The sequence below is a fragment of the Nocardioides scoriae genome (genome assembly GCF_900104965.1).
GTDB lineage: Bacteria > Actinomycetota > Actinomycetes > Propionibacteriales > Nocardioidaceae > Marmoricola > Marmoricola scoriae.
The window spans coordinates 1,227,701-1,253,246 of sequence record NZ_LT629757.1; the positions used below are offsets into that span (position 1 = coordinate 1,227,701).

The window sequence follows — 25,546 nt, forward strand, 5'->3', positions numbered from 1 at the left end:
GCCGACCCTAGTGCGCCTCGGCGGTCACCGACGCGAGGCGCAGCGCTCCACGTCCTGCTCGCTGGGCGCCCGCAGCAGCGCCTGGGCGGCCCGCTCCCGGCCGAGGTTCCAGCCGGACCAGGCGTCGGGGTCGTCGAGGTCGTCGCCCACGGCCACGTCCTGCTGGCGGTCGAGCGGTCCCGGCAGCGCGCAGGCCACCGCCTGCGGACCGGCGTCGACGAGCGCCGGGGTGGCGTCGGGCGAGAGGCCCTCGAGGTAGCCCCAGTCGACCTTGCCGGTGGCCTCCCAGCGCTCGAGGTTGGTGCGGGCGACGACGGCGTCGGGGTTGGCCAGCGCCAGGGCCAGGAGCAGCGCCGACCCGCCCAGCAGCGCGGTGCGGGGCAGCCAGGCCCCACGCAGCCGGACCCCGGCGGCGAGCACCCCGAGCACCACGAGGCCCAGCCACACCTCGAACACGAGCACCACCAGGCGCAGCCGGGTCAGCCCGTAGGCGTCGGTGTAGAGCGCCATCCGCTCCAGCGCGGAGGCGACCACCACCAGGGTCAGCAGGCACAGCGCCCCCGTGGAGGCCCGCAGCCAGGCGCGGTCGGAGGCGGTCGCGACGGGGGCCTTGCGGGCGACGACGGCCACCACGAGCAGCGTCAGGGCGGTGACCAGCGTCAGCTGGGCGAACCCCTGGTGGACGTAGTCGGCGTACGTCAGGCCGGTGGTGCGCTGCACGAAGTCGTGGCCGCCGAAGAAGGCCGCCGCCTGCGCGACCAGGAACGCCGTCAGCACGGCGTCGACCAGCAACACCGGGGCGAGCCACTCGTAGCGGCGCGCGACCGGCCGGTGGGCGCGGGGTCCGTGCGGCTCGACGGTGGGCGGGTTGAGCGCGAGGTACGCCGCGGCGAGCACGATCCCGGCCACCGCCACCCCGGTGAAGATCCGCAGCGTCAGCCCCCGGCCCACCTCGGGCACCAGGGCGCCGAACCAGCGGCCGAACACCGCGTCGGCGCTGGCCAGCAGCAGCCCGAAGACCAGCACGGCGACCACCGAGACGGCCGCCGTCCGGGCCAGGGCGAGGCCCTGGCCGGCGCCGGCGAGGGCCCGGACCGAGCGGCCCAGCCACGGCAGCCCGCGCAGGCCGGCCAGCGGCCAGGCCAGGGCCCCGAGCGCCGCGCCGCGAGCGGTGCGGGCGTCGACCAGCGCGGCGGTGACGAGCACGGCCGCGGCCAGCAGCCCCAGGGTGCCCACCCACACGGCGGCGCGCAGCGTCACCACGAGCGCGAAGCCCGTGCACAGCAGCGCGCAGGCCCACCGGAACCCGTCGCGACGCGGCGGGGCGAGCCGCAGCACGAGCAGCCCCGCGGCCAGCAGCACCAGCGTGGCGCCGATGCCGACCGGGGCGAAGGGCACCAGGGCCGCGGCCAGCAGGCCGACGCCGGCCGTCGCCAGCACCACCCCGGGACGGCCCGGGAGGGCGCGGTCGCGCCACAGGCTGCCGAACAGGTCGTCCGTGAGCGAGGACGGCACCCGGGTGGGCAGTCCGACCGGGAGGGTGACGGGCGGGGTGGGGGTCGTCATGGCGGGACTCCTGTCGGCGACGGGGCGGGCGTGGGACGGGGCGGAGGAGGGGTCGGCGGACGGGGTGGCGGGACGGGGATGGACGGCGCCCGGCAGCTCCACGCGGAGCAGCGCTCCCCCGCCCGGCCCACCCGGCCCACCCGGCCCGCCCGGTCCGTCGGGCCTGTCGGCGGCATCGGCCACCTCGATCCGGCCGCCGTGGAGGTCGGTCACCCAGCGCGCGATGGCCAGGCCCAGACCGGTGCCGCCGGTGCCGCCGGTCCCGCCGGGTGCCCCGGTGGACGCAGCAGCGGTGCCGAAGCGCTCGAAGACGCGCTGGCGGTCGGCGGCGGGGATCCCGGGTCCCTGGTCGGAGACCTCGAGGACGATTCCGCCGGCCTCGCCACCGGTCGCCTCGACGACCACGGTCCCGTCGCGCGGGGAGTGGCGGGTGGCGTTGTCGAGCAGGTTGGCGAGCAGCTGGTGCAGGCGCCGCGGGTCGGCGTAGGCCGTGAGGCCGGGCGCGACGCGCACGTCGACGACGACCGACCGCGAGGCGGCCCGGGCGGCCGTCCCGGCCTCGGCGACCGCGGCCTCCACGACGGCGGCGAGCGGCAGGTCGACCCGCTCGAGCGGGGCCACGCCGGCGTCGACGCGGGACAGGTCGAGCAGGTCCGAGACCAGGTCGCCGAGCCGCTGGGCCTGGCCCAGCGCGGTGCGGATGGTCGCGGGGTCCGGGGCGGTGACGCCGTCGTCGAGGTTCTCCAGCACCGCCACCAGCGCGGTCAGCGGCGTGCGCAGCTCGTGGGAGACGCTGGCCACCAGCTCGCGCCTCTGCCGGTCGACCCCCTCGAGGTCACCGGCCATGGTGTCGAAGGCCCGCGCCAGCCGTCCGACCTCGTCGAGGCTGGTGGAGCGGACCCGGACGCCGTAGTCGCCGGCCGCCATCCGGGCGGTCGCCTCGGTCATCTGCCGCAGCGGAGAGGTCATCCCGCTGGCCAGCAGCTGGGTCAGCGCGAGCGCGAGCAGCACGGTGACCGGGATCGAGAGCCACGCCGGCACGCTCCCGGCGCCGAGGGTGGCCAGCGACGCGGCCACCAGCACGCTCGAGCCGACCAGCAGTCCCAGCTTGAGCTTGATCGAGGTCAGCGGAGCCAGCGGCGCCCTCACCGGGGCTCCAGGGCGTAGCCGACGCCGTGCACGGTCCGCACCCGCTCGGCCCCGATCTTCGCCCGCAGCGAGCGCACGTGGCTGTCGACGGTGCGGGTGGCGCCCTCGCCGCCGTCCCAGCCCCACACCTGCGCCAGCAGCCGGTCGCGGCGCAGCACCTCGCCCGGGCGCTCCGCGAGCGCGACCGCGAGGTCGAACTCGGTGGGCGTGAGGTGGACCTCCCGCTCCCCCGCCCACACCCGGTGCGCGGCCAGGTCGAGCCGCAGCCCACCGACCTCAAGGGGCCCCGCGGTCGTGCCGTCCCCCGCGCGCCCGGCCACCAGCTCCGCTGCCCGCTCCACGCGGCGCAGCAGGGCGGCGACGCGGGCGACGAGCTCGCGCATCCCGAACGGCTTGGTCAGGTAGTCGTCGGCCCCGACCCCCAAGCCGGTGAGGACGTCGGCCTCGTCGTCGCGGGCGGTCAGCATCAGCACCGGCACCGGGCGGGCCGCCTGGATCCGGCGGCAGACCTCCAGCCCGTCGAAGCCGGGCAGCATCACGTCGAGCACCACGAGGTCGGGGCGGTGCTCGGCGTGGGCCGCGACCGCGCCCGGCCCGTCGTACGCCGAGACGACCGCGTGGCCCTCGGCGCGCAGCCGGTCCCCGACGGCCTCGTTGATGAGCGGCTCGTCCTCGACGACGAGCACCGTGGCCCGGGGTGTCTGCATGCGCCGAGCGTAGGAGCGCGTGGCGCCGGGAGGGGTGCGCGCGGTGTGAAGGTCTCGTGCAGGTCCGGGCGCCGCACCGGGCGGGGGGCCGCGGGCCGGCCGGCCTAGGAGCGGCGGGCCGAGGCGTAGAGGCAGACCGCGGCGGCGGTCGACAGGTTGAGGCTCTCGGCGCGCCCGAGCACGGGGATCGAGACCCGGTGGTCGGCCAGGGCGGCCAGCTCCTCGGGCAGGCCCCACGCCTCGTTGCCGAACAGCCACGCCACCGGCTGGTCCAGCAGGCCGGCGTCCTCGGCGTCGAAGAGGTCGGTCTCGCCGGCGCCGTCGGCGGCCAGCACGGGGCGGCCCGAGGCGCGGGCCCGGCGCACGGCCTCGGCCGGGTCGGGCTCGAGCGCGATCGGCAGGTGCCACAGGCTCCCGACCGTGGCGCGGACGGTCTTGTCGTTGTAGGGGTCGACGCTGTGGCCGGCGAGCACGACGCCGACCGCACCCGAGGCGTCGGCGGTGCGGATCACGGTGCCGGCGTTGCCGGGGTCGCGGACGTCGGCACAGATCGCCACGGTGCCCTCGCCCGCGAGGGCCAGGTCGAGCCCGACGTGGAGCGAGCGGCACACGGCGACCACGCCCTGGGGGCTGACCGAGCCTGACAGGGAGGCGACGGCGTCGTCGTCGGCGTCCCACCAGTCGCAGCCGGCCTGCTCCACCGCGCTCCTCAGCGCGGCGTGCTGGTCACCGGCCGCCTCGGTCGCGAAGACCTCGACGACGCCGGTGGCGCCGGGCTCGGTGACGGCCAGGGCCTCGGTGAGGGCCTTGACGCCCTCGGCGAGGAACAGGCCGTGCTCGAGCCGGGACGCACGACGGGCGAGCTTCCGGGCCGCCTTGACGCGACCGCTGCTCTTGGAGAGCGGTCGCTCGGGCCGGAAGCTCGCCACGTCGGGAGGTGCGGTGGTGCGGGAGGTCGTCAGGCCGAGACGGGGGCGTTGACGTCCTCGGGCAGGGCGGCCTTGGCGACCTCGACGAGCGCCACGAAGGCGGGGGCGTCGTTGACGGCCAGGTCAGCCAGGATCTTGCGGTCGACCTCGACGTCAGCAGCCTTGAGGCCCTGGATGAAGCGGTTGTAGGTCATGCCATTGGCGCGCGCCGCGGCGTTGATCCGCTGGATCCACAGCTTGCGGAAGTCGCCCTTCTTCTTGCGGCGGTCGTTGTAGCTGTAGACCAGGGAGTGGGTGACCTGCTCCTTCGCCTTGCGGTAGAGGCGCGAGCGCTGGCCCCGGTAGCCGGAGGCGCGCTCGAGAGTGACCCGACGCTTCTTCTGGGCGTTGACTGCCCGCTTGACGCGTGCCATGTGTGTTGCTCCTTCGATGGATCGTGGTGCGCCGAGGGGACGGCGCGTGGGGCGAGGGTCAGAGACCCAGCAGCTTCTTGGCCTTCTTGGTGTCGGCCTTGGAGACCTCGGTCGTGCCGGCGAGGCGACGGGTCACCTTGGAGGCCTTCTTCTCGAGGTTGTGGCGCGTCCCGGCCTTCTCCCGGCGGAGCTTGCCCGAACCGGTGACGCGGAAGCGCTTGGAGGCACCGGAGTGCGTCTTGTTCTTCGGCATGTCTCTTCCTTCTCTGCTGACGGCGGGGCGTGCAGGGGCACGCGGTCCCGCTTCGGTGGTGCGGTGGTCAGGCCTCGATCTCGGGGTCGAGGTTCTCGGAGCGGCCGCGCTCCTTCTTGGCAGCGGGCGCGGTGCTGGCGGCACGCCGCTCGGCGTGCTCCTCGGCGCGCTCGGCCTCGCGAGCAGCGGCGCGCTCGACCTTCTCGGCCTTCACCTCGGCCTTGGCCTCGGACTTCTTCTTGTGGGGGCCGATCACCATGGTCATGTTGCGGCCGTCCTGCTTGGGCGAGGACTCGACGAAGCCCAGCTCCGTGACGTCCTCGGCCAGCTTCTGCAGCAGCCGGAACCCGAGCTCGGGGCGGTGCTGCTCACGACCGCGGAACATGATCGTGATCTTGACCTTGTCGCCCTGGCGGAGGAACCGCACGACGTGACCCTTCTTGGTCTCGTAGTCGTGCGAGTCGATCTTCGGCCGGAGCTTCATCTCCTTGATGACCGTGTTGGTCTGGTTACGGCGGGCCTCGCGGGCCTTCTGCGCGTTCTCGTACTTGAACTTGCCGTAGTCCATGAGCTTGCAGACCGGGGGTCGGCCCATGGGCGCGATCTCGACGAGGTCGAGATCGGCCTCCTGGGCCAGACGCAGGGCGTCGCCGGTGGAGACGATGCCCACGGTCTCGCCGTTGGGTCCAACGAGCCGGACCTCGGGTACGCGGATCCGGTCGTTGATGCGGAGCTCGGTGCTGATGGGTCCTCCTGGGTCGGTCTGGTGGGTGACCTGGGGAGAACGTCGCGCGACGGGCATTTCTGCCCGGAGACGCCGCGAGGCTCCCGCGTGACACGCGGAAGCCCCAGGAGACGATCGGACGGTCGTCGACGTGCGACGACTGCTCATCGTGACCGGACCCGACGACCTGGTGGTGCTGGATGGTGCTCGGTCGGTGCGGGTGGGAGGAGGCCTCCACTTGTCGGACCGCTCCTCCGTGCAGGCAGGTGCGATCGGTCGGGCGTCACTCTACTAGGCAGGCCCGGAGATTGCACATCAGGCGGTGCCGGCCCAGCCCCACCCGCCGTCGGCCAGCCGGAGCAGCCGCTCCCCCGTGGCGAGCCGGGCGAGGTCGTCGGCCTCCACGACGTACAGCACCGGGCCGGCGACGTCGACCAGCAGCGCCTGGGCGCCGTCCTGGACGGCGGAGCGCGCCGCGTCGGCCAGCGTGACCGGCACCGGTCGGGCCTGGGGGTCCCAGCCCTGCAGCGGCCCGGTGCCGGTGAAGGCCAGCAGCGCGGTGCGGCCGTCGCGGCCGCGCATCAGCACCGCGGCCATGTCGCTGCTCTTGTCGTGGGCCAGGCCCTGCTCGTCGACCTCGACCTCGCCGAGGACGGCGACGACCGGCACCAGGACGCGCGAGTCCTGGAGGGCGGCGACCACGCCGAGGGCGCGGTCGCGCTCGTGCGGCGCCGCGTCGTACGCCGCCAGGGCCGCGGTCACCTCGGGGTCGGTGGCGCCGTCGTCGCCCGCGAAACCGGGATCGGGGATCTCTCGCACGCCCGCGATCCTCTCAACCCGCCCCGAGCGGCTCGTAGGCTGGGCCCATGGACGCAGCCGGGACCCTCGACTCGACCACCTGGGCCGCGCTCGCGCTGGTCCTGACGATCCTGGGCGCCGCGCTGTCGTGGCTGGCCTGGCGCCGGCGTGGTGCGGCCGCGGGGCTGCGCGGCCTCGCCTGGACCCTGGTCCCCGTCGCCGCGTGGCTGACCGGCACCCTGCGCCTGGCCGTCGAGGTCGTCGACGACGTCGCCCGGTGGGCCTCGCGGCTGGTGTTCTCGCCCAGCGTCTGGGCCGGGATCGTGGTGCTCGGCGTCGCGGTCGTCCTGTGGTTCGTCTCCGGCGCGATGCGCGAGCGCGGCGTCGGGGTCCGCGGCCGCGCTGCCACCCGGGCCGTGCGCCGCGGCCGCCGGGTCGAGGCCCACGCCCCCGAGGCGGTCGGCACCGCCGGCGCCCCCGCAGCAGGCGCGGCGCGCCCGGCCGCGACCGCCGCGCCGCAGCCCGCCGGACGAGCCGGCGGGTCGACCGCGAGGGGCGCCGCGAAGCCGACCGGCAAGGCCTCCGGCACGCGCCACGAGTCGGACCTCGAGGACATGGACGACATCGAGGCCATCCTCAAGCGGCACGGCATCTGAGCGTGCCCGCGCCGGAGTCGCGACGCGCCCTCGCCGACCGGCTCGGACGCGCCGTCAGGGGCCTGCCCGACCTGCGCACGCCCGTCGTCGTGGTCGACCTCGACGCCTTCGACGCCAACGCCGACGACCTGCTGCGGCGGGCCGGGGGCACCCCGGTGCGGGTCGCCTCCAAGAGCCTGCGGGTGCCGGCGCTGCTCGCCCGTGCCCTGGCGCGACCGGGCTTCCACGGCGTGATGGCCTACACGCTGCGCGAGGCGCTGTGGCTCGTCGCGCAGGGGGTGGCCGACGACGTGCTGGTCGCCTACCCGACGGTGGACCGCGGCGCGCTGGCCCGGTGGGCGGCCGACCCCCGGGCCCGGTCGGCGGTCGCGCTGGTGGTCGACGACCCGGCCCACCTCGATCTGCTCGACGCCACGGCCGGGGCCGGCGACAGCACCACGCTCCAGGTCGTCCTGGACGTCGACGCCGGCTGGCGCCCCGAGCGCGGTGGCCCGGCACTGGGCGCGCGGTGGCACGTCGGACCGCGCCGCTCACCGCTGCGCGAGCCCGACGAGGTGGCGGCCCTCGGGCGCGACGCCCTCGCCCGGGGGCTGCGGCTGCGCGGGGTGATGACCTACGAGGGCCAGGTCGCCGGCGTGCCCGACCAGGTGCCCGGGCAGCGCCTGCGCTCGGCCGTCGTGCGACGTCTCAAGACGGCCTCCCTGGCCCAGCTGCGGACCCGGCGGGCGGCGGTCGCCGAGGCGGTCGCCGCGCTGCCCGGGGACGGCGGGCCCCGGCTCTGGAACGCCGGCGGCTCGGGCGACGTGGCCGAGGCGGCGGCCGACCCGGTGGTCACCGAGGTGGCGGCCGGGTCGGGGCTGCTGGTGCCGGGGCTGTTCGACCACTACCGCAGCTTCGTGGCCCGGCCCGCGGCGTACCTCGGGGTGCCGGTGGTGCGGCGACCCGGTCCCGGGGTGGTCACGGTGGCCGGTGGCGGCTTCGTCGCCAGCGGGGCCACCGGCCGCGACCGCAGCCCGCTCCCCTGGGCCCCCGAGGGGCTGCGGCTGACCGCCCTCGAGGGCGCGGGCGAGGTGCAGACGCCGCTGACCGGCCCGGCGGCCGACGGCCTCGCCATCGGCGACCTGGTGTGGTGGCGCCACGCCAAGGCCGGCGAGCTGATGGAGCACGCCGACGTGGTCCACCTGGTGCGCGGCAACGCGGTGGTCGACACGGTGCCGACGTACCGCGGGCTGGGGCTGGTGTGGTGAGCGCCCCGCCCGGGCGCGAGGCGCTGCCGGCGGTGCTCGATGCGCTGGCCGCCGCCGCCCCCACGCTGGGGACCGGTCGGCTGCTCTGCGTCGACGGGCCGGCGGGGTCGGGCAAGACGACGCTCGCCGGGCGGGTCGCCGCTGCCGTCCCGGGAGCCGTCGAGGTCCACACCGACGACCTGCTCCAGGGCTGGTCGGGGCTGGCCGGCCTCGCGGAGCGGCTCGAGGAGCTGCTCCGGCCGCTGGCCTCCGGCCGACCCGGCCGCTACCGCCGCTGGGACTGGCTGGCCGACGCCTGGGCCGAGACGGTGGTGGTCGACCCGGCCCCGCTGCTCGTGGTCGAGGGGGTGGGCTCGGGCGCGGCCCGGTGCGCCGACCTCACCACCCTGCTGGTGTGGGTGGAGGCCCCCCACGACCTGCGGATGCGACGCGGCCTCGAGCGCGACGGCGAGGCCTTCGCCCCCCACTGGGAGCGGTGGGCGCGCGACGAGCAGGACCTCTTCGACCGGGAGCAGACCCGGGAGCGCGCCCAGCTGCGCGTCGACGGCCGGGACGGCACCGTGCAGCCCTGAGGGACGGCCGACGCGTCGACCCCGGTCCACGAGGAGGTCGCCCCGGCGACCGTCGCGTCGGCCTCGGTCCCCGAGGAGGTCGCTCCGGCGACCGTCCCATCGGCCTCGGTCCCCGAGGAGGTCGCCCTGGCGACCGTCTCGAAGGGCCGGACCACCCCGTCCGCGGATCCTCCTCACCCGGTGCGGGAGATCCGCGGCTGGGACCGGAGCGGCCGGGCGGCCCTTCGAGACAGGACTCCGTCCTTCCTCAGGGACCGATCCGATCGGCCTTCCCAGGGGCAGGGGTCACGGGTGGGCGGGGTCCTGGAGGAGGTAGTCGGTCCAGCGGCGGGTGACGCTGAACCCCACCCGCTCGTAGACCGCGAGGGCGCCCGAGGGGTTCTCCGAGTCGACGTCGAGGCCGCTGCGCTCGCACCCGGCGGCGGCGTGCAGGCGCAGCGCCCGGCGCAGCAGCACGTCGGCCAGCCCGCGGCGGCGGTGGTCGGGCAGGGTGCCGACCTTGACGAGGTAGGTCTCGCGGCGGTCGGTCTGCTCGGCGACGGCGTCGTACTCGTTGGCCTGGACGTACGCCGCGATGCCGCCGTCCGGGGCGCGGAGGAGCAGGCTCAGCGCCGGTCGGAAGCTGCGGCTCTCGCTGATCCACTGGCGCCACATCTCCTGGCTCCACGGCGACCAGCCGGGGTGGCCGACGAAGGCGACGTTGTGGGCGGCGCGGAGCTCCTCGTGGTCCACGTCCTCCCAGGTCGACAGGGCGTACCCCTCGGGCAGGGCGACGTCCTGGGGAGGGGTGGCGAGGTCGGCCGCCATCACGAAGGTCCAGCGGTGCGGGTGCAGCCCGTGGGCGGCGTACAGCTCGGGGACGCCGGGCTGGTCGGACGGCGCCGCGGCCGTCACGACGGGGCGCAGGTCGCTGCCGCGCTCGGCGACGTGCGCCCGCGCGCGCTCGACCATGTGGCCCAGCAGCACCTGGCCGATCCCCCGCCGGCGGTGGTCGGGGTGGACGCCGCCGTCGATGCCGACGGCCAGCGAGTCGGCCTCGGGGGCCCGCGGCAGCAGCCGCGAGGTGGCCACGACCTCGCCGTCGACCTCGGCCAGCACCCAGTCCTCGGGCCCGGTCATCGGGTTGTCGAGCTCCTCGAGGACGTCGGCCAGGACGTAGCGCTCCTCGGTCCGGTCGGCCGCCTCGAGCGCGGTGAACAGGTCGGTGACGACCACCCCGTCGGCCGGGGTCATCGGGCGCAGCCGCAGGCCGAGCGGGGAGCCGGGGGGTCGGGAGGTCATCCCCCGACCCTAGGCAGCGGGCGTGTGGGCCGCGACCAGCACCCGGAGCTCGCGCACCGCGCGCCGGGCCCGGTCGCCGTCGCTGCCCTGGATCGCGATCATCGAGACCGTCTCGCCGTCGGACAGGTCGAGGGTGCCCCACGGGGCGCCGCGGCCGAGCTGCACGGCGATCACCTGGGACCACTCGTAGCGGTGGGTGCGGTAGCCGTTGACGACCACCAGGCCGGCCTCGGTGGCGACCACGCGCGAGCGCACCAGCGCGTGGTAGCAGGCGAACAGCATCACGCCCAGCACCACGAGGGTCAGCCGCTGGAAGATCGTGAAGCTGGCCCGGACCTCGGCGCCGAGGGCGAACCAGACCGCGACGAGCATCGCCACGAGCATGCCGCCGAAGACGTAGACCGCGATCCGGGCGCCCAGGGGGCGCCAGGTGCGCGGCAGCTCCGGCGAGGTGCCGGCGGCCTCAGAGGCGGCAGGCATGGATGTCGGTCAGCAGGATCGCCCTGGCGCCGATCGCCCAGAGCTGGTCCATCAGTCGCTGGGAGCCGTCGCGCGGCACCATGGCCCGGACCGCGACCCAGTCCTCGCGGTGCAGCGGCGAGATCGTCGGGCCCTCGAGACCGGGTGTCAGGGCGACCGCGTCGGAGAGGTGCTCGCGGTCGATGTCGTAGTCCATCATCACGTAGCTGCGAGCCACCAGGACGCCGTCGAGGCGCCGCTTGAAGACCTCGAAGCCCGCGGGCTCGGACGCCCCCGCCTGGGTGACGAGCACCGCCTCGGACTCCAGGATGGTGTCCCCGACGATCTCCAGGCCCGCCTGGCGCAGGGTGCTGCCGGTCTCGACGACGTCGGCGATGACGTCGGCCACGCCGAGCTGGATGCTGGTCTCGACCGCTCCGTCGAGGCGGATGACCGAGGCCTCGAGCCCGCGCTCCTCGAGGTGGCGGCGCACGACGCCGACGTAGGAGGTCGCGATCCGCTTGCCGGCGAGGTCGTCGAGCGAGGACAGGGTGCCGGGGCGGGCGGCGAAGCGGAACCGCGAGCGGCCGAAGCCGAGCTGGCGCACCTCGTCGGCCTTGGCGCCGGAGTCGAGCAGCAGGTCGCGCCCGGTGATGCCGACGTCCAGGGTGCCCTCGCCGACGTAGAGGGCGATGTCGCGCGGGCGCAGGTAGAAGAACTCGACGTGGTTGTCGGTGTCCATCACGGTCAGCTGCTTGCTGTCGCTGCGCTGGCGGTAGCCGGCCTCGCGCAGCATCTCGGTGGCCGACTGCGACAGCGAGCCCTTGTTGGGGATCGCGATCCGCAGCGGGGGCAGCTCGGTCGTGGTCGTCGTCACGGGCGCGCTCACAGGTGGGCGTAGACGTCGTCGAGGCTCAGGCCGCTCGCCAGCATCAGCACCTGCGCGTGGTAGAGCAGCTGGCTGATCTCCTCGGCCGTGCGCTCGGGGCCCTCGTGCTCGGCGGCCATCCAGGACTCGGCGGCCTCCTCGACCAGCTTCTTGCCGATGGTGTGCACACCTGCGTCGAGGGCGGCCACGGTGCCGGAGCCCTCGGGTCGGGTCGCCGCCTTGTCACTGAGCTCGGTCCAGAGCTCGTCGAACGTCTTCATCGTCGCCTATCGGTCGGTCGGGTGCCGCCCACCAGACTACGAGGTGGTCCGGGGCGCCAGGCCCCGCAGGGTGTGGGCGGTGTGCAGCGCGGCCGCCGTGGCCTCGTAGCCCTTGTCCTCCGCGCTGCCCTCCAGGCCCGCGCGGTCCAGCGCCTGCTGCTCGGTGTCGCAGGTGAGCAGGCCGAAGCCGACCGGGACGCCGGTGTCGAGCGCCACCCGGGACAGGCCGTCGGTCGCGGCACCGCAGACGTACTCGAAGTGGGGCGTGCCGCCACGGATCACGACCCCGAGCGCCACGACGACGTCGAACCCGCCGCGGGCGGCCGCCATCGCGACCACCGGCAGCTCGAACGAGCCGGGCACCGGGACCAGCGTCCAGTCCTCCACGGCGTACGCCGCGAGCGCGCGCTCGGCGCCGGCGACCAGGCCGCCCATCACCTGGTCGTGCCAGCTGCTGGCGACGACCGCGACGCGCAGGTCGCGGGAGTCGACGGGCTCGTCGGTCGGGCTGCCGTGGCCGCTCATCGGGTGGCTCCTTCGTCGTGCTGGAGGGACTGGTGGCGGTCGAGGTCGAGGCCGTCGAGCTGGTGGCCCATCCGGTCGCGCTTGGTGAGCAGGTAGGCCAGGTTGTGGTCGTTGGGGTGGGGCGTGAGGGCCACCCGCTCGGCGACGTGCACGCCGTACGACTCCAGCCCGGAGGTCTTGTCGGGGTTGTTGGTCAGCAGCCGTACCTGCGTGACGCCGAGGTCGCGCAGGATCTGCGTGGCCGCGCCGTAGTGGCGCGCGTCGGCCGGCAGGCCGAGGTCGAGGTTGGCGTCGACGGTGTCGCGCCCGCCGTCCTGGAGCTGGTAGGCCTGCAGCTTGGCCAGCAGGCCGATGCCGCGCCCCTCGTGGCCGCGCAGGTAGACCACGACCCCGCGCCCCTCCTCGACGATCAGGTCCATCGCCTCGTCGAGCTGGGGGCCGCAGTCGCAGCGCTCGGAGCCGAACACGTCGCCGGTCAGGCACTCGCTGTGCACCCGGGTCAGCACCGGCTCGCCCGTGCGCAGCTCGGCCGGGTCGCCGTAGACCAGCGCGACGTGCTCGCTGTCGTCGACGGTGATCCGGTAGCCGACCGCGGTGAACGCGCCGTGGCGGGTCGGCAGCACGGTCTCGGCCACCCGCTGGGTGTGCATCTCGGTGCGACGGCGGTGGTGGACCATCTGGTCGATCGAGATCATCTTGAGGCCGTGCTCGTCGGCGAAGGCCCGCAGCTCGGGGCCGCGCTTCATGGTGCCGTCGTCGTTGACGACCTCGACCAGCACGCCGGCCGGGGTCAGGCCGGCCATGGTGGCCAGGTCGACCGCCGCCTCGGTGTGGCCGCGCCGGTTGAGCACGCCCCCCTCGCGGTAGCGCAGCGGGAACACGTGGCCGGGGCGCGTCAGCTCCCACGACTCGGTCGCGGAGTCGGCCAGCACCCGCGCGGTGTGGGCGCGGTCGGCGGCCGAGATGCCGGTCGAGACGCCGTCGCGCGCGTCCACGCTGATGGTGTACGCCGTGCGCAGCTTGTCCTTGTTGTGCGGCGTCATCAGCGGGATCTCGAGCCGGTCGAGCATGTCGGCGGGCATCGGCACGCAGATCACGCCGCTGGAGTGCCGGATGGTGAAGGCCATCAGCTCGGGGGTCGCCCTGGACGCCGCGAAGATCAGGTCGCCCTCGTTCTCGCGGTCCTCGTCGTCGACCACGACCACGGCCTTGCCGGCCGCGATGTCCGCGACCGCGTCCTCGACGCTGTCGAGCCGGATCTTCTCGCTCACTTCGCCACCATCTTCTCGACGTACTTCGCGATCACGTCCACCTCGAGGTTGACGGTCTCGCCGGGTCGACGCGCACCCAGGGTGGTGCGCGCCAGGGTCTCGGGGATCAGGCTCACGGTGAAGGACTCCGCACCGACGTCGACGACCGTGAGCGAGATGCCGTCCACGGTGATCGAGCCCTTGGCCACCAGGTAGCGCTCCAGGCCCGCCGGCAGCGAGACCTCGACGACCTCCCAGTGCTCGCTGGGCGTGCGGGACACGATCGTGCCGGTGCCGTCGACGTGGCCCTGGACGATGTGGCCGCCCAGCCGCGTGGTGGGGGTGACGGCGCGCTCCAGGTTGACCGCCGCGCCGGGCGCGAGCGCCCCCAGCGAGGTCTTGTCGAGGGTCTCGCGCATCACGTCGGCTGTGAAGGTGGGCTCGCCGTCGGGTCCGGTGGTGGCCACCGTCAGGCAGCAGCCGTTGACCGAGATGGAGTCGCCCAGGCGGGCGTCGGCGGTGACGACGGGGCCGCGGACGGTCAGGCGCACGGCGTCCCCCTGGTCCTCCAGGGCGACGACGGAGCCGAGCTCCTCGACGATGCCGGTGAACATCTAGTCCCTCTCCTCGTGCGGGTCGTGGGTCGGCGCCAGGGTCAGGCGCACGTTGGTCTCGTCGGCGGGGTCCGCGAGGACCGCGACGTCGGTGACGCGCAGGTGCAACGCCGAGGCGATCGTGGTGATGCCCAGGTCGCCCACGGCGGGGGTCCCGGCGCCCAGCAGCAGCGGCGCGACGTACGCCACCACCTCGTCGACCAGCCCCGCCCGGACGAAGGCGGCGGCCAGCGTCGGCCCGCCCTCGAGGAACACGTGGCGGCGGCCGAGGTCGTGGAGCCGGGCCAGCGCCTCGGCCGGGTCGTGGGTCGCGAGCAGCACCGTCTCGGCCTGGTCGTCGAGGACCCGCCGGTCGGGGGCGAGGTCGCGCAGCCCCATCACCGCGCGCAGCGGCTGGTGCGGCAGGGGCTGGTCCTCGACGTCGCGCACCGTCAGCGCCGGGTCGTCGACGGCGACCGTGCCGGTGCCGGCGAGGACCACGTCGCACTCGGCGCGCAGCCGGTGGGTGTCGCGCCGCGCCGGCCGCGAGGAGATCCAGCGGCTGGTGCCGTCGGCGGCGGCGCTGCGGCCGTCGAGGGTGGTGGCGAGCTTCCAGGTCACGAAGGGCCGGCCGTGCTCCAGGGCAAAGGTCCAGGCCCGGTTGAGCGCCCGGGACTCGCGCTCCAGGAGGCCGGAGGACACCTCGAGGCCGGCCTCGCGCAGCGCTCGCTCGCCACCCGCGGCGACCGGGTTGGGGTCGGGCTGGGCGAACACCACGCGGCGCACGCCGGCCCCGACGAGCGCCTCGGTGCACGGGCCCGTGCGACCGGTGTGGTGGCACGGCTCGAGGGTGACCACGGCCGTGGTGCCGCGGGCCAGCTCCCCTGCCTCGGCGAGCGCGGCCGCCTCGGCATGAGGGGTGCCGGCGCCGCGGTGGTAGCCCTCGGCGACGGTGCGGCCGTCGTCGTCGAGCAGCACGCACCCGACCCGGGGGTTGGGCCCGAGCGGGACGCCCGGGGTGCGCGCCAGCTCGAGGGCGCGACGCATCGCGCGCTGCTCGGCGGCACTGCTGTCCATGGGTCCTCGCTCCGGTCGGTGGCGCTCACGACCTGGAGGGGCTCCGGCGACCGGTCGCCCCTGGGGGCGCCGGCACCGCGTGCGCTTCTCATCCGGACTGTGACCGTCGGTCCAGGAGTTCCACCTGGTCAACCGACCGCTGGCAGCGGCCGGGTCGCGGACTTTCACCGCCGGTGCGGATTTCCACCGCCCCCAGAGCACGCGAGCAAAGCTCGTGGGGCCGAGTCTGCCACAGGCCCCGGGGCGTCGGCGGGGGCACCTACAGTGCGGACATGCGCTACGGACTGACGATCCTCACCGACCTCACCTGGGCCGAGGCCGAGCCCCGCTGGCGCGCCGCCGAGGAGATGGGCTTCGACCACGCCTGGACCTACGACCACCTCGTGTGGGGCGGGCTGCCGGACTCGCCGTGGTTCGGGACCACCCCCACCCTGACGGCGGCGGCCATGGTCACCACGACGGTCCGCCTCGGCACCTTCGTCGCCTCGCCCAACTATCGCCACCCGGTGGCGCTGCACCGCGACGTCCAGTCGCTCGACGACGTCTCGCAGGGCCGCTTCCTGCTCGGCGTCGGCACCGGCGGCGACCTCGACTCGCGGATCCTCGGCGGCGAGGAGCTGAGCGTGCGCGAGCGCGTCGACCGCTTCCAGGAGTTCTGCGACCTGCTGCTGCGGCTGCGCGGCGAGGACCACGTCGACGCCGACGGCCGCTGGTTCTCGGCGCGCGACGCCCGCACCCTGCCACCGCTGCGCGGGGTGCCGCTGCTGGTGGCGGCCAACGGCCCCCGCTCGCTGCGCTACGCGGCCCGCGCGGGCGACGGCTGGATCACCACCGGCGGTGCGGCCGAGACCCTCGACGACTGGTTCGCCGGGCTGGCCACCGCGCGGGCGACCCTCGAGACCGCCCTGGTCGACGCCGGGCGCGACCCCGCCGGCTTCGACCGCTACCTCAACCTCGACTCCTCCCCCGTGTTCTCGCTGGAGTCGGTCGGGGTCTTCGAGGAGATGGTCGGCCGCGCCGCCGACCTGGGGTTCACCGACGTGATCACGCACTGGCCCCGACCCGGCGCGCCGTACGCCGGGTCGGAGCGGGTGCTGGAGGAGGTCGCCGCGCGGCTGCCCCGCTAGGGCCTCAGCGCACCGCCTCGGCGGCCGCCACGACGTCGACCAGGCCGTAGCCCTTGTCGACGCTGGTGGTGCCCAGCGCACCGGCCTCGTACGGCGCGCCGTCGGCGTACTTGTGGGCCGTGGTCTTCAGCGCGTCCTCGATCTGCGCGGGCGTGGCCTGCGGGTTGGCCTGGAACAGCTGTGCGACGATGCCGGCGACGTGCGGCGCGGCCATCGAGGTGCCGCTGATGGTGTTGAAGGTGCCGATGTCGAGCGGGCCGGGACCGTTGACCGGGTCCAGGCCGGTGGAGCAGATCGGCAGGTAGGGGCGGCACGCCGAGGTGATGTTCTCGCCCGGGGCGGAGAAGTCCGGGTAGGTCGACTGGTCGCCGGCCAGGCCGCGCGAGGAGTAGTCGGAGACCTTGCCGTCACGGGTGCCGTTGTCGAGGTCGAAGTAGGACGCGACCGACAGCACGCCGGGCGTCGGGTCCTGGCCGGGCGGGTTGGAGAGGTTCTCGGAGCCGTCGCCGCCGTCGTTTCCGTTGGCCCACACGGTCAGCACGCCCTCGTCGGCGAGCGCGCGCTGCAGCTTGACCGTGGCGGACTGCGGGTCGAAGCCGCCGCCCCCGGTGGGGCCGTAGGAGTTGTTGGTGACCTTGATCGGCGGGCAGGTCGACGCCGGTACGCCGGCGCCGCAGGGCGCCTCGTGGTTCTCCAGCACCCAGTTGAGGGCCGCGTCGGCACCCAGGATGACCAGCGCGGCGCCGGTCGAGACCGAGACCAGCTTGGCGTCCTTGGCCGCGCCCTGGACCTCCTGGCCGTCGGCGAGGGTGGTGGGACGTCCGGCCACGATGCCGTTCACGTGGGTGCCGTGGCCGCCGGCCGAGAGGGTGTCGGTGTCGACGACGCCCGGGACGCGCTGCACGGTGCACAGCGTCTCGGTGGGCTCGCACAGCGTCTTGAGGTTGGCCACCACGGCGCTGGAGCCGTCGGCCTCGCGGAACGCCGGGTGGGTGGGGTCGACGCCGGAGTCGATGACCCCGACCGAGACGCCCTTGCCGGTCAGCGGGCTGCCGTCGGCGCCGGTGAGGGTCTGCTGCGCCTCCAGGCCACGGGTGGCCGTGTTGGAGGTGGCGTCGAGGAACTGGATCGGCTGCTCCCCGGCCTCGACGTACGTCACGCCGTCCTGGGCCCGGACGCCCTCGATCTGGGCCTTGGTGCCGCGGGCGGCGACCACGCCGATCTTGGAGAACGAGGTGACCTTCGTCAGGCCCGCGGCGCGCACCGCATCGGCGGCGGCGGCCAGGTCCGTGCCGTGGACCAGGACGGTGCTCTGGCCGGTGAGGCCGGTCAGCGTCCGGGCCAGGTACGGCGAGACGTCGGCCAGCGCTCCGGCGTCGGCCGCGCTGCTGGAGGAGCCGTCCGCCGCGAAGGCGGTGGGGGCGGTCAGGCCCAGCGCGAGCACCGCGGCCGCGGCTCCCGCCAGGGTGGTGGTGGCCAGGGACCGGTCGAGGCGTCGCACGTGGTCATCCCTCTCGGAGGGCCGCTCCGGGCGTCTCTCTCCGGTCGGTCGGAGACCCGCGCGGCGTACTCCTGCAACGAGCGGACGTGCCCCAGGTCACGCCCCGGCGCCGGACGCGCCCTGCGCGAGCCCCCGCAGCTGCTCGACCACGGCGTCGGGGTCCTCGGCGGAGTAGACGGCCGACCCGGCCACGAACACGTCGGCCCCGGCCTCGGCGCAGCGCTCGACGGTCTCGACCGAGACGCCCCCGTCGACCTGGAGCCAGACCTCCAGACCGGCGGCCGAGACCAGCTCGCGGGCCCGCCGGATCTTGGGCAGGCAGAGCTCGAGGAACTTCTGCCCGCCGAAGCCCGGCTCGACGGTCATCAGCAGCAGCATGTCGAGCTCGCCCAGCATCGTGGCGGCCGCCTCGACCGGGGTGGCCGGCTTGAGCGCCATCGAGGCGCGGGCGCCCTTGGCGCGCAGCTCCCGGGCCAGCCGGACCGGCGCGGCGGCGGCCTCGAGGTGGAAGGTGACCGAGCCCGCCCCCGCCTCGGCGTACGCCGGGGCCCAGCGGTCGGGGTCCTCGATCATCAGGTGCGCGTCGATCGGCAGGGCGCTGCGACGCGCCAGCGACTCGACCACCGGCAGGCCCAGCGTCAGGTTGGGCACGAAGTGGTTGTCCATCACGTCCACGTGGACCCAGTCGGCCGACGGGATCCGGGCGACCTCGTCGGCGAGGCGCGCGAGGTCGGCGTTGAGGACGCTCGGGGTGATCTGGATGCCCATGGTGGGGAGAGCCTAGTGGGGGCGGCTCGTCGCCCGGCTCGCGTGGTGGACGCCGGGTGACGTCGTCGATCGATCCGATGCACTGTTCCGATCTCCCTCTCGGAAGGCCCGTCCCATGAGCACCACCCCCGTCCGCACCCCCCGCGTCCGGCCCGCCACCGAGGCCGAGGCGGCCCGCCCCCCGCAGCTCGGCATCGCGCTGGGCGGCGTCGTGGCCGCGCTCGCCCTCGGCCTGCTGGTCTGGCAGCGCTCCGGCCAGGTCCCGGCCGTGCTGTTCGCCATCGGCACCGCCCTGGGGTTCGTGCTGTTCCACAGCCGCTTCGGCTTCACCTCGGCCTGGCGGCAGCTGGTCGCCGTGCGCCAGGGCGCCGGGCTGCGCGCCCACATGCTCATGATCGCGGTGGCCGCGACCCTCTTCGCCCCGATCCTGGCCGTGGGCACCGCCTGGAACGGCGTCCCGGCCTCGCCCTCGCTCGCCCCGATCGGCTTCGGCGTCGTCGTGGGCGCCTTCCTCTTCGGGGTGGGCATGCAGCTGGGCGGGTCGTGCGCGTCCGGCACGCTGTTCGCCGTCGGCAGCGGCCAGACCGCCATCCTCGTCACCCTCGGCGGCTTCGTGGCCGGCTCCACGCTCGGCGCGCTGCACTTCCCGTTCTGGACCGACGACCTGCCGAGCCTCGCCCCGGTGTCGCTGGCCACGGTGCAGCCGTTCGGCTACCTGGGTGCCTGGGTGATCACCATGGCCGTGGTGCTGGTGGTCGTCGCGCTGACGCTGGTCCTGGGCCGCCGCGGGCAGGTGCCCCCGGTCGACCGCGCCCCCGTCGCGCGGGGCCTGGCCCGCGCCGCCCGCGGCTCCTGGCCGCTGTGGGTCGGCGCGCTGCTGCTCGCCGGCCTCAACGCGCTGACGCTGTGGGTCTCCGGCGGCGCGTGGGGCGTGACCTTCGCCTTCAGCCTCTGGGGCAGCAAGCTGCTCGACGCCCTCGGGGTCGACGTCACGTCGTGGACCTTCTGGCAGGACCCCGTCAACGCCGCGAAGTACCAGGCCGGGTTCCTGGCCGAGAAGACCTCCGTGATGGACCTCGGCATCATCCTCGGCGCCCTGGTCGCCTCCGCCCTGGCCGGCGCGTTCGTGGTGCACCGCCGGGTCCCGGGCCGGCTCGCGCTCGGCGCCGTCGTCGGCGGGATCATGATGGGGTACGGCGCCCGCATCGCCTTCGGCTGCAACATCGGCGCCTACTTCGGCGGCATCGCGTCGTTCAGCCTGCACGGCTGGCTGTGGGGCGTGATGGCGCTGATCGGCACCGTGGCCGGGCTCGCGCTGCGTCCCCTGTTCGGCCTGGCGAACCCCAGGCCGACCGACTCGGTCTGCTAGCCGGGCTCAGGCGTCGCGGCGCAGCACGGCGACGAACATCGCGTCCGTGCCGTGGCGGTGCGGCCACAGCTGCACCGCGCCCGGCAGGTGGGCCGAGGCGGCGTCGGTGACCTCCGGCAGCAGCGGCTCCGCCCGCTCCAGCCGGACGTCGCCCCGCCCGGCCAGCACGTCGCGGACCACGCCCGCCGTCTCCTCGACCACGGGCGAGCAGGTCGCGTAGACCACCACGCCGCCGGGCCGGACCGACTCCAGGGCGGAGGCGAGCAGGGCCCGCTGCAGCGGCACCAGCGCGTCGAGGTCCTCGGCCCGGCGCCGCCACCGGCTCTCCGGGCGGCGGCGCAGCGCACCCAGGCCCGAGCAGGGCGCGTCGACCAGCACCCGGTCGAAGCTGTCGGGCCGCCAGGCCGGTCGGGTGCCGTCGCCGACCACGACGTCGCCCTCGGTGGCCCGCAGCGCCTGCCGCACCAGCACGGCCCGGTGGGGCTGCCGCTCGTGGGCGAGCAGCCGGGCGCCGGAGCCGGTGGCCAGGGCGGCGAGCAGGGCGGCCTTGCCGCCGGGACCCGCGCACAGGTCCAGCCAGCGCTCGTCGCGGCCCACCAGCGCGGCCCGGGACAGCGCCAGCGCCACGAGCTGCGAGCCGGCGTCCTGGACGCCGGCGCGGCCCTCGCGCACCGCGGGCACGGCGCCCGGGTCGCCGCTGGCGAGCTCGACGGCCAGCGGCGAGACCGGCAGCGGCGTGCCGCCCAGCTCCTCCACGGTGCTCAGGCCGGGGCGCGCGACCAGCGTCACCGTCGGACGCTCGTTGTCGGCGGCGAGCAGCGCCTCCAGCTCCTCGGGCCGGCCCAGCGCGCGGGCCAGCTCGACCACCACCCAGTCGGGGTGGGAGGTCCGGACCGCCTGCGAGGCGTCCAGCTCGCGCATCCAGCCGTCGAGGTCGCGGGCGGCCAGCCGGCGCAGCACGGCGTTGACGAAGCCGGCCGGCTTGTGGCCCACCCGGGTGCGCACCAGCTCGACGCTGGAGCCGACGGCCGCGTGGTCGGGCACCCGCATCGCCAGCAGCTGGTGGGCGCCGAGCCGCAGGGCGTCGCGCACCCCCGGGTCGGGCGCCCGCCCGGTGAGGTGGTCGATGACGGCGTCGTAGGTCCCCCGGCCCCGCAGCGTCCCGCCCACCAGCTCGGTCACGAAGGCGGCGTCGCGACCCCCGAGGTCGCGCTCGCGCAGCAGCCGCGGCATCACCAGGTTGGCGTAGGCGTCCTGCTCGCGCACCGCCACCAGCACGTCGTACGCCGCCAGCCGCGCCGCGTCCACGCGGGGCGCGGCCGGGGAGCCGGCCCGCGGGCCGGCCTGCCTCCCGCTCCCCCGGCTCATGCGTCGTGCTCGCGGACCAGCCGCGGCGGGGCCATCGCACGCCAGGCCTCGGTCAGCACCTCGACCAGCTCGTCACGGTCCAGCTCGCCCAGCCGCGAGAGGCGGACCAGCACCGCGTTGCTGCGGCGGAAGTGGTCGATGGTGAAGAAGGGTCCCTCGGCCTCCACCAGCGCCGCCTTCGCCGCCTCGTCGGGCGTGCGCACGACCAGCAGGTCGTCGTACGGCTCGCCGGTCGCCGGGTCGGTGGCGGTGGCGTGGGGCTCGCGGTAGAGCACGAAGCCGCGGCCCCGGTCGCCCTCGGTGCGGGTCGCGCGGGTCTGCACCAGCCAGGTCGGCACCGCGCCCCACGAGGTCCCGAACCAGGTGCCCGGCAGGGCGCCGCAGATCTCGTCGACGTCCTCGGGGCGGGCAGGGCGCGTCACGCGACCGGACCCCCCAGGCGGGTCCCGGGCTCCAGGCGCACGCCCCGGGCCCAGTCGGCGGCCGCCATCTCCTTCTTGCCGAAGGCCTTGACCCGGCCGAGCCGGACGGGGCCGGTGCCGGTGCCGACGAAGACGTCGTTCTTGGTGGTCTCCAGCACGCCGGGCTCGAGCCGGGCGCGCCCCACCGGACGGACCGGGCCGAGCTTGATCCGCTCGCCCGCGAGCGTCGACCAGGCGCCCGGGAACGGCGTGCAGGCCCGGACACGGCGGTCGACGGCGACCGCGGGCTCGCTCCAGTCGACCTCGGCGTCCGCGGTGGTGATCTTGGGCGCGAGGCTGACGCCGTCGGTGGGCTGCTCGCGGGCCTCCAGGCTGCCGTCCTCGATCCCGTCGAGGGTCTGCACCAGCAGCTGCGAGCCGCCCTCGGCGAGCCGGGCGAGCAGGTCCCCGGCGGTGTCGTCGGGACGCACCGTCTGCGTCATCAGGCCGTACGTCGGTCCGGCGTCGAGCTCGCGCACGATCCGGAAGGTGGTCGCGCCGGTGACCTCGTCGCCGGCCCACACGGCGTGCTGGACCGGGGCGGCGCCGCGCCACGCGGGCAGCACGGAGAAGTGCAGGTTGATCCAGCCGTGGACCGGGATCTCGAGCGCCGAGGTCGGCAGCAGCGCGCCGTAGGCCACCACGGGGCAGCAGTCGGGCGCCAGCGCCCGCAGCGCCGCCTGGAAGTCGGGGTCGCGGGGGTGCTCGGGGCGCAGCACCGGGAGCCCCAGCTCCTCGGCGCGCTGCGCGACCGGCGAGGCCACCAGGCGCCGGCCGCGGCCGGCCGGGGCGTCGGGGCGGGTGACCACGCCTACGAGGTCGTGGCGGCTCGCGGCCACCGCCTCCAGCGCGGGCAGGGCGACCTCGGGGGTGCCGGCGAAGACGACGCGCACGGGCTAGATGCCGAGACCGCGGGTGGCGTGGGGCGAGACCTTGACCTGCGGTGCCGGCTGGCCGAACCACTCCGCCTCGCGGATGAAGCGCATCGCCTCGCGGCGGGCCTCCCGGTCGAGGCGGTCGACGAACAGGATGCCGTCGAGGTGGTCGGTCTCGTGCTGGATCGCGCGGGCGAGCATCTCGGTGCCCTCCACCAGCAGCGGCTCGCCGTGCTGGTCGAAGCCGTGGGCCACGACCGTGGCCGCGCGGCGGCAGTCGATCTTGAAGCCGGGGATCGACAGGCAGCCCTCGTCGCCCTCCTGCAGGTCCTCCGACAGCGTCAGCGTCGGGTTGACCAGGTGGCCGACCTCGCCGTCGACGTGCCAGGTGAAGACCCGCAGGCCCACGCCGATCTGCGGGGCGGCCAGCCCTGCGCCGGGAGCGTCGAGCATGGTGGCGGTGAGGTCCTCGACGAGCGTGCGCAGCTCCTTGTCGAAGTCGACGACCGGAGCCGCGGGGGTGCGCAGCACCGGGTCTCCGAAGAGCCGGATGGGCCTGACCGACACGAGTCCTCCTGCGGGTTGGCGGTGGCGACGTCAGCGTCCGATCCTATGCGTCGCCGGGTGACGCGGCGCGAGCCCACCTGGGCGCACGACGGTGGCGGCTGCGCTCAGCCCAGCTCGGCGGGCTCGACCTCGACCCGCAGGTGCGGGAGCTTGCGGGTCGAGCGGTGCACCTGCAGGTCCTGCAGCGCCGCCGACAGCGCGGGCCCGGCGGCCCGGGGCACCCGCAGCACGTAGCGCACCTGGTCGGTCTCCGGGGCACGCGCAGGCTCGCGGGGCGGGTCGAGGGGCACCGGTCCGAGCACCTCGGCCCCGGGGGGCAGCACCAGGCCGGCCAGCCCCTGCTCGAGGTCGGCGGGGTCGCCGGTCAGCGTCGCGACCCGCGAGGCCGGGGGCAGGTGGGCGGCCACCCGGTCCTCGATCTCGCGTCGCGCCAGGCCGCCCGGGTCCCAGCGGACCAGCGCCTGCAGGCCGGGGTGCGCCGGGTCGCCGACGGCCAGCACGCGACCGCCCTCGACGGCCGGTCGCACCAGGGCGGCGGCGTTGGACCAGCGCCGCACCGCCTCCTCGGTCGCCCGCAGGTCGGCCCGGCCGAGCAGCAGCCAGGTGTCGAGCAGCACGACGGCGGCGTACCCGCCCTCGGCCACCGGCTCGGCCCCCGGCGTGGCGACCACGACGGCCGGGGTCGCCGGCACACCGGCGAGGACCCGCTCCCCCGACGACGACTGCCGGATGGTGGTGCCGGGCAGCGCCCGACCGATCTCCTCGGCGGTGCGGGCGTCGCCCAGCACGGGCGCGCGCAGCCCGCGGTGGCCGCACTCGCCGCACTGCCAGCCGGGCTCGGGCGTGGCGCACCAGGCGCACTCGACCGGCCGCACCGGTCCCCGCTGGCGCAGGGGACCGTGGCAGACCCGGCAGGTGGCCGGGGTCCGGCAGCGCTCGCAGGCCAGCCGGGTGGCGTACCCGACCCGGGGTGCCTGCACCAGCACCGGCCCGTCGGCGACGGCCGTGCGCAGCAGCGTGATGACCTCGCTCGGCAGCCGCCCGTGGGCGCCGGCGTCGCGCGCCGCCACGACCGGGTCTGCCCCGGCGACGCCCACCGCGACGCGCTCGCGGACCACGTCGCGCGGTGCCACCACCTCGCGGGCCCAGTCGGTGCGCAGCAGGTACTCCGCCTCGACGCTGCGGGCGTGCGCGGCCAGCAGCAGCGCGCTGCCCGAGCTGCGCGCGCGCACGAGCAGCACCTCGCGGGTGTGGGGGTACGGCGCCCGCGGCTCGTCGAACAGGTCGTCGCCGTCGTCCCACATCGCGACCAGGCCCAGGTCGCGCACCGGTGCGAAGGCGGCCGCCCGGGTGCCGATGACGATGCGCACCGCCCCCCGTCGCACCGCCAGGAAGGCGCGGTAGCGCTTGGCCGGCCCCGCGTCGGCGGTCAGCACGACGTGGCTGCCGGCGCCCAGGCGCTGGGTCAGCGCGGCGTCGAGGCGGGCCACGTCGCGGTGGTCGGGCAGGCACACCAGGGCGCCGCGGCCCGAGGCCGCGGTGGCCACGGCCGCGTCGGCCAGCAGCGCGCTCGGGTCGTCGCCCGGCAGCACCGACCAGACCAGCCGCGGCGAGCCGCCGGCGGCGAGGTCGTCGACCGCCCGCTCGCCCCCGTCGTACGCCGCCCAGGTCGCGCCCGACGGGGCCGCTGGCGTGGGGGCCGGGTCGCGGGGCGGCTCCTTCTCGACCGTCGCGTGCCGCGAGGGCACCGCGAGCCGCAGCACGTCGGAGCGGGTGCCGGCGTAGCGCGCGGCCACCTCGGCCGTCAGCTCGGCGACCTCGGGGGTCAGCACGGGCTCCTCGCCGACCACCCGTCGCAGCGGCTGCAGCCGCCCGGTGTGGTCGGTCCGCGAGGTGCGGGCGAGCACGAACCCGTGCACGTCCTTGCCGGCGAAGCGGACCTTGACCCGGACCCCCGGCCGGGCGGCGTCGGCCATGGTCGCCGGGACGGCGTAGTCGAAGGGCCGGTCGAGGTGCGCCAGCGGCACGTCGACCAGCACCCGGGCGACCGGGTCGACCTCGGCCACCGGGTCCGGCACCCGCTCGGCGGGCGGCGTGGCCCGGCGGGCCTCGACCCGCGCCCGCGCCGGAGCGGGGAGCAGGGCGAGCTGGTCGTCCGGCTG

The 25,546-nt window shown here is 75.7% G+C and carries 27 protein-coding genes and 1 riboswitch; of the genes, 5 read left to right on the forward strand and 22 right to left on the reverse strand.

Annotated features, from left to right (window positions below; translation table 11 throughout):
- Positions 1 to 24: 24 nt before the first annotated feature.
- The 7 genes from BLU55_RS05905 to BLU55_RS05935 all read right to left on the reverse strand — a co-directional run bounded on the left by BLU55_RS05905 (position 25) and on the right by BLU55_RS05935 (position 6,560).
- Positions 25 to 2,715, reverse strand: a complete 2,691-nt coding sequence (locus tag BLU55_RS05905) for a DUF4153 domain-containing protein (RefSeq protein WP_091727180.1) — start codon at positions 2,713 to 2,715, stop codon at positions 25 to 27.
- Positions 2,712 to 3,422, reverse strand: a complete 711-nt coding sequence (locus tag BLU55_RS05910; protein ID WP_091727182.1) for a response regulator transcription factor — start codon at positions 3,420 to 3,422, stop codon at positions 2,712 to 2,714. Before BLU55_RS05910 ends, BLU55_RS05905 begins: the two co-directional genes overlap by 4 nt.
- Positions 3,423 to 3,526: 104 nt before the next feature.
- Positions 3,527 to 4,351 carry a TrmH family RNA methyltransferase gene (locus BLU55_RS05915; RefSeq protein WP_091727185.1) on the reverse strand — a complete coding sequence of 275 codons (825 nt, stop codon included), beginning with the start codon at positions 4,349 to 4,351 and terminating at the stop codon, positions 3,527 to 3,529.
- 29 nt (positions 4,352 to 4,380) lie between these two features.
- Entirely contained in the window at positions 4,381 to 4,764 is a 384-nt protein-coding gene (gene rplT, locus BLU55_RS05920; protein ID WP_091727189.1) for a 50S ribosomal protein L20, read from the reverse strand.
- A 58-nt stretch (positions 4,765 to 4,822) separates the two neighbouring features.
- Positions 4,823 to 5,017, reverse strand: coding sequence for a 50S ribosomal protein L35 (gene rpmI, locus BLU55_RS05925; protein ID WP_091727191.1), 195 nt, complete (start codon positions 5,015 to 5,017; stop codon positions 4,823 to 4,825).
- A gap of 67 nt (positions 5,018 to 5,084) precedes the next feature.
- Positions 5,085 to 5,819, reverse strand: a complete 735-nt coding sequence (gene infC / locus BLU55_RS05930) for a translation initiation factor IF-3 (protein WP_091727194.1) — start codon at positions 5,817 to 5,819, stop codon at positions 5,085 to 5,087.
- Positions 5,820 to 6,056: 237 nt separating this feature from the next.
- A complete protein-coding gene (locus tag BLU55_RS05935) occupies positions 6,057 to 6,560 on the reverse strand; it encodes an SseB family protein (RefSeq protein ID WP_231917064.1) in 504 nt (167 codons plus the stop codon).
- A 47-nt stretch (positions 6,561 to 6,607) separates the two neighbouring features.
- On the opposite strand from BLU55_RS05935, the gene BLU55_RS05940 reads away from it, so the two are divergent.
- Genes BLU55_RS05940 through BLU55_RS05950 form a run of 3 tightly spaced genes read left to right on the forward strand, consistent with a single transcriptional unit; the run spans position 6,608 to position 9,014 of the window.
- The gene (locus BLU55_RS05940) at positions 6,608 to 7,195 is read left to right on the forward strand and encodes a hypothetical protein (protein WP_197681114.1); all 588 of its coding nucleotides are present in this window, start codon (positions 6,608 to 6,610) and stop codon (positions 7,193 to 7,195) included.
- A gap of 2 nt (positions 7,196 to 7,197) precedes the next feature.
- Positions 7,198 to 8,442 (forward strand): alanine racemase, encoded by a 1,245-nt coding sequence (locus BLU55_RS05945; RefSeq protein WP_231917065.1) that lies wholly within the window; start codon positions 7,198 to 7,200, stop codon positions 8,440 to 8,442.
- Positions 8,439 to 9,014 carry a nucleoside/nucleotide kinase family protein gene (locus BLU55_RS05950; RefSeq protein ID WP_231917066.1) on the forward strand — a complete coding sequence of 192 codons (576 nt, stop codon included), beginning with the start codon at positions 8,439 to 8,441 and terminating at the stop codon, positions 9,012 to 9,014. Before BLU55_RS05945 ends, BLU55_RS05950 begins: the two co-directional genes overlap by 4 nt.
- A gap of 285 nt (positions 9,015 to 9,299) precedes the next feature.
- Here BLU55_RS05950 and BLU55_RS05955 read toward each other — a convergent pair whose 3' ends face one another.
- Genes BLU55_RS05955 through ribD form a run of 8 tightly spaced genes read right to left on the reverse strand, consistent with a single transcriptional unit; the run spans position 9,300 to position 15,348 of the window.
- Entirely contained in the window at positions 9,300 to 10,295 is a 996-nt protein-coding gene (locus BLU55_RS05955) for a GNAT family N-acetyltransferase (RefSeq protein ID WP_091727200.1), read from the reverse strand.
- 9 nt (positions 10,296 to 10,304) lie between these two features.
- Positions 10,305 to 10,775, reverse strand: coding sequence for a PH domain-containing protein (locus BLU55_RS05960; RefSeq protein WP_091727203.1), 471 nt, complete (start codon positions 10,773 to 10,775; stop codon positions 10,305 to 10,307).
- Complete coding sequence (gene hisG, locus BLU55_RS05965) at positions 10,759 to 11,610, reverse strand: ATP phosphoribosyltransferase (RefSeq protein ID WP_091733501.1); 852 nt, start codon at positions 11,608 to 11,610, stop codon at positions 10,759 to 10,761. The genes BLU55_RS05960 and hisG overlap by 17 nt, the downstream gene beginning before the upstream one ends.
- Before the next feature lie 29 nt (positions 11,611 to 11,639).
- Positions 11,640 to 11,903 carry a phosphoribosyl-ATP diphosphatase gene (locus BLU55_RS05970; RefSeq protein ID WP_091727206.1) on the reverse strand — a complete coding sequence of 88 codons (264 nt, stop codon included), beginning with the start codon at positions 11,901 to 11,903 and terminating at the stop codon, positions 11,640 to 11,642.
- 36 nt (positions 11,904 to 11,939) lie between these two features.
- Entirely contained in the window at positions 11,940 to 12,428 is a 489-nt protein-coding gene (gene ribH, locus BLU55_RS05975) for a 6,7-dimethyl-8-ribityllumazine synthase (RefSeq protein ID WP_091727209.1), read from the reverse strand.
- On the reverse strand, positions 12,425 to 13,699 hold the full coding sequence (locus BLU55_RS05980; RefSeq protein ID WP_091727215.1) for a bifunctional 3,4-dihydroxy-2-butanone-4-phosphate synthase/GTP cyclohydrolase II: 1,275 nt from the start codon (positions 13,697 to 13,699) through the stop codon (positions 12,425 to 12,427). The genes ribH and BLU55_RS05980 overlap by 4 nt, the downstream gene beginning before the upstream one ends.
- Complete coding sequence (locus BLU55_RS05985) at positions 13,696 to 14,292, reverse strand: riboflavin synthase (protein ID WP_091727218.1); 597 nt, start codon at positions 14,290 to 14,292, stop codon at positions 13,696 to 13,698. Before BLU55_RS05985 ends, BLU55_RS05980 begins: the two co-directional genes overlap by 4 nt.
- Positions 14,293 to 15,348: a bifunctional diaminohydroxyphosphoribosylaminopyrimidine deaminase/5-amino-6-(5-phosphoribosylamino)uracil reductase RibD gene (gene ribD / locus BLU55_RS05990; protein WP_231917067.1), complete on the reverse strand. Its 1,056-nt coding sequence runs from the start codon at positions 15,346 to 15,348 to the stop codon at positions 14,293 to 14,295.
- Between the two features lie 75 nt (positions 15,349 to 15,423).
- A riboswitch (FMN riboswitch) is annotated at positions 15,424 to 15,553 on the reverse strand.
- A gap of 67 nt (positions 15,554 to 15,620) precedes the next feature.
- Between ribD and BLU55_RS05995 the strand changes: the two genes are divergently transcribed.
- A complete protein-coding gene (locus BLU55_RS05995) occupies positions 15,621 to 16,475 on the forward strand; it encodes an LLM class flavin-dependent oxidoreductase (RefSeq protein WP_091727221.1) in 855 nt (284 codons plus the stop codon).
- Positions 16,476 to 16,479: 4 nt separating this feature from the next.
- On the opposite strand, the gene BLU55_RS06000 is transcribed toward BLU55_RS05995, so the two are convergent.
- Together BLU55_RS06000 and rpe are read right to left on the reverse strand one after the other, a co-directional pair.
- Positions 16,480 to 17,976 (reverse strand): S8 family peptidase, encoded by a 1,497-nt coding sequence (locus tag BLU55_RS06000; RefSeq protein WP_231917068.1) that lies wholly within the window; start codon positions 17,974 to 17,976, stop codon positions 16,480 to 16,482.
- A 96-nt stretch (positions 17,977 to 18,072) separates the two neighbouring features.
- Positions 18,073 to 18,744 (reverse strand): ribulose-phosphate 3-epimerase, encoded by a 672-nt coding sequence (gene rpe, locus BLU55_RS06005; protein ID WP_091727224.1) that lies wholly within the window; start codon positions 18,742 to 18,744, stop codon positions 18,073 to 18,075.
- Positions 18,745 to 18,859: 115 nt separating this feature from the next.
- Here rpe and BLU55_RS06010 point away from each other — a divergent pair, with 115 nt between their 5' ends.
- The gene (locus BLU55_RS06010; protein WP_091727226.1) at positions 18,860 to 20,113 is read left to right on the forward strand and encodes a YeeE/YedE family protein; all 1,254 of its coding nucleotides are present in this window, start codon (positions 18,860 to 18,862) and stop codon (positions 20,111 to 20,113) included.
- Positions 20,114 to 20,119: 6 nt separating this feature from the next.
- Here the strand turns inward: BLU55_RS06010 and BLU55_RS06015 are convergent, their stop codons facing one another.
- From BLU55_RS06015 to BLU55_RS06035, 5 genes are all read right to left on the reverse strand, one after another.
- On the reverse strand, positions 20,120 to 21,481 hold the full coding sequence (locus BLU55_RS06015; RefSeq protein ID WP_091727229.1) for an RsmB/NOP family class I SAM-dependent RNA methyltransferase: 1,362 nt from the start codon (positions 21,479 to 21,481) through the stop codon (positions 20,120 to 20,122).
- Positions 21,478 to 21,903 (reverse strand): hypothetical protein, encoded by a 426-nt coding sequence (locus BLU55_RS06020; protein WP_091727233.1) that lies wholly within the window; start codon positions 21,901 to 21,903, stop codon positions 21,478 to 21,480. Before BLU55_RS06020 ends, BLU55_RS06015 begins: the two co-directional genes overlap by 4 nt.
- Positions 21,900 to 22,835, reverse strand: coding sequence for a methionyl-tRNA formyltransferase (gene fmt, locus BLU55_RS06025; RefSeq protein WP_091727235.1), 936 nt, complete (start codon positions 22,833 to 22,835; stop codon positions 21,900 to 21,902). Before fmt ends, BLU55_RS06020 begins: the two co-directional genes overlap by 4 nt.
- A 3-nt stretch (positions 22,836 to 22,838) precedes the next feature.
- Entirely contained in the window at positions 22,839 to 23,384 is a 546-nt protein-coding gene (def, locus tag BLU55_RS06030) for a peptide deformylase (protein WP_091727238.1), read from the reverse strand.
- Positions 23,385 to 23,488: 104 nt separating this feature from the next.
- Positions 23,489 to 25,450: a primosomal protein N' gene (locus BLU55_RS06035; RefSeq protein WP_231917069.1), complete on the reverse strand. Its 1,962-nt coding sequence runs from the start codon at positions 25,448 to 25,450 to the stop codon at positions 23,489 to 23,491.
- Between the last annotated feature and the right edge of the window lie 96 nt (positions 25,451 to 25,546).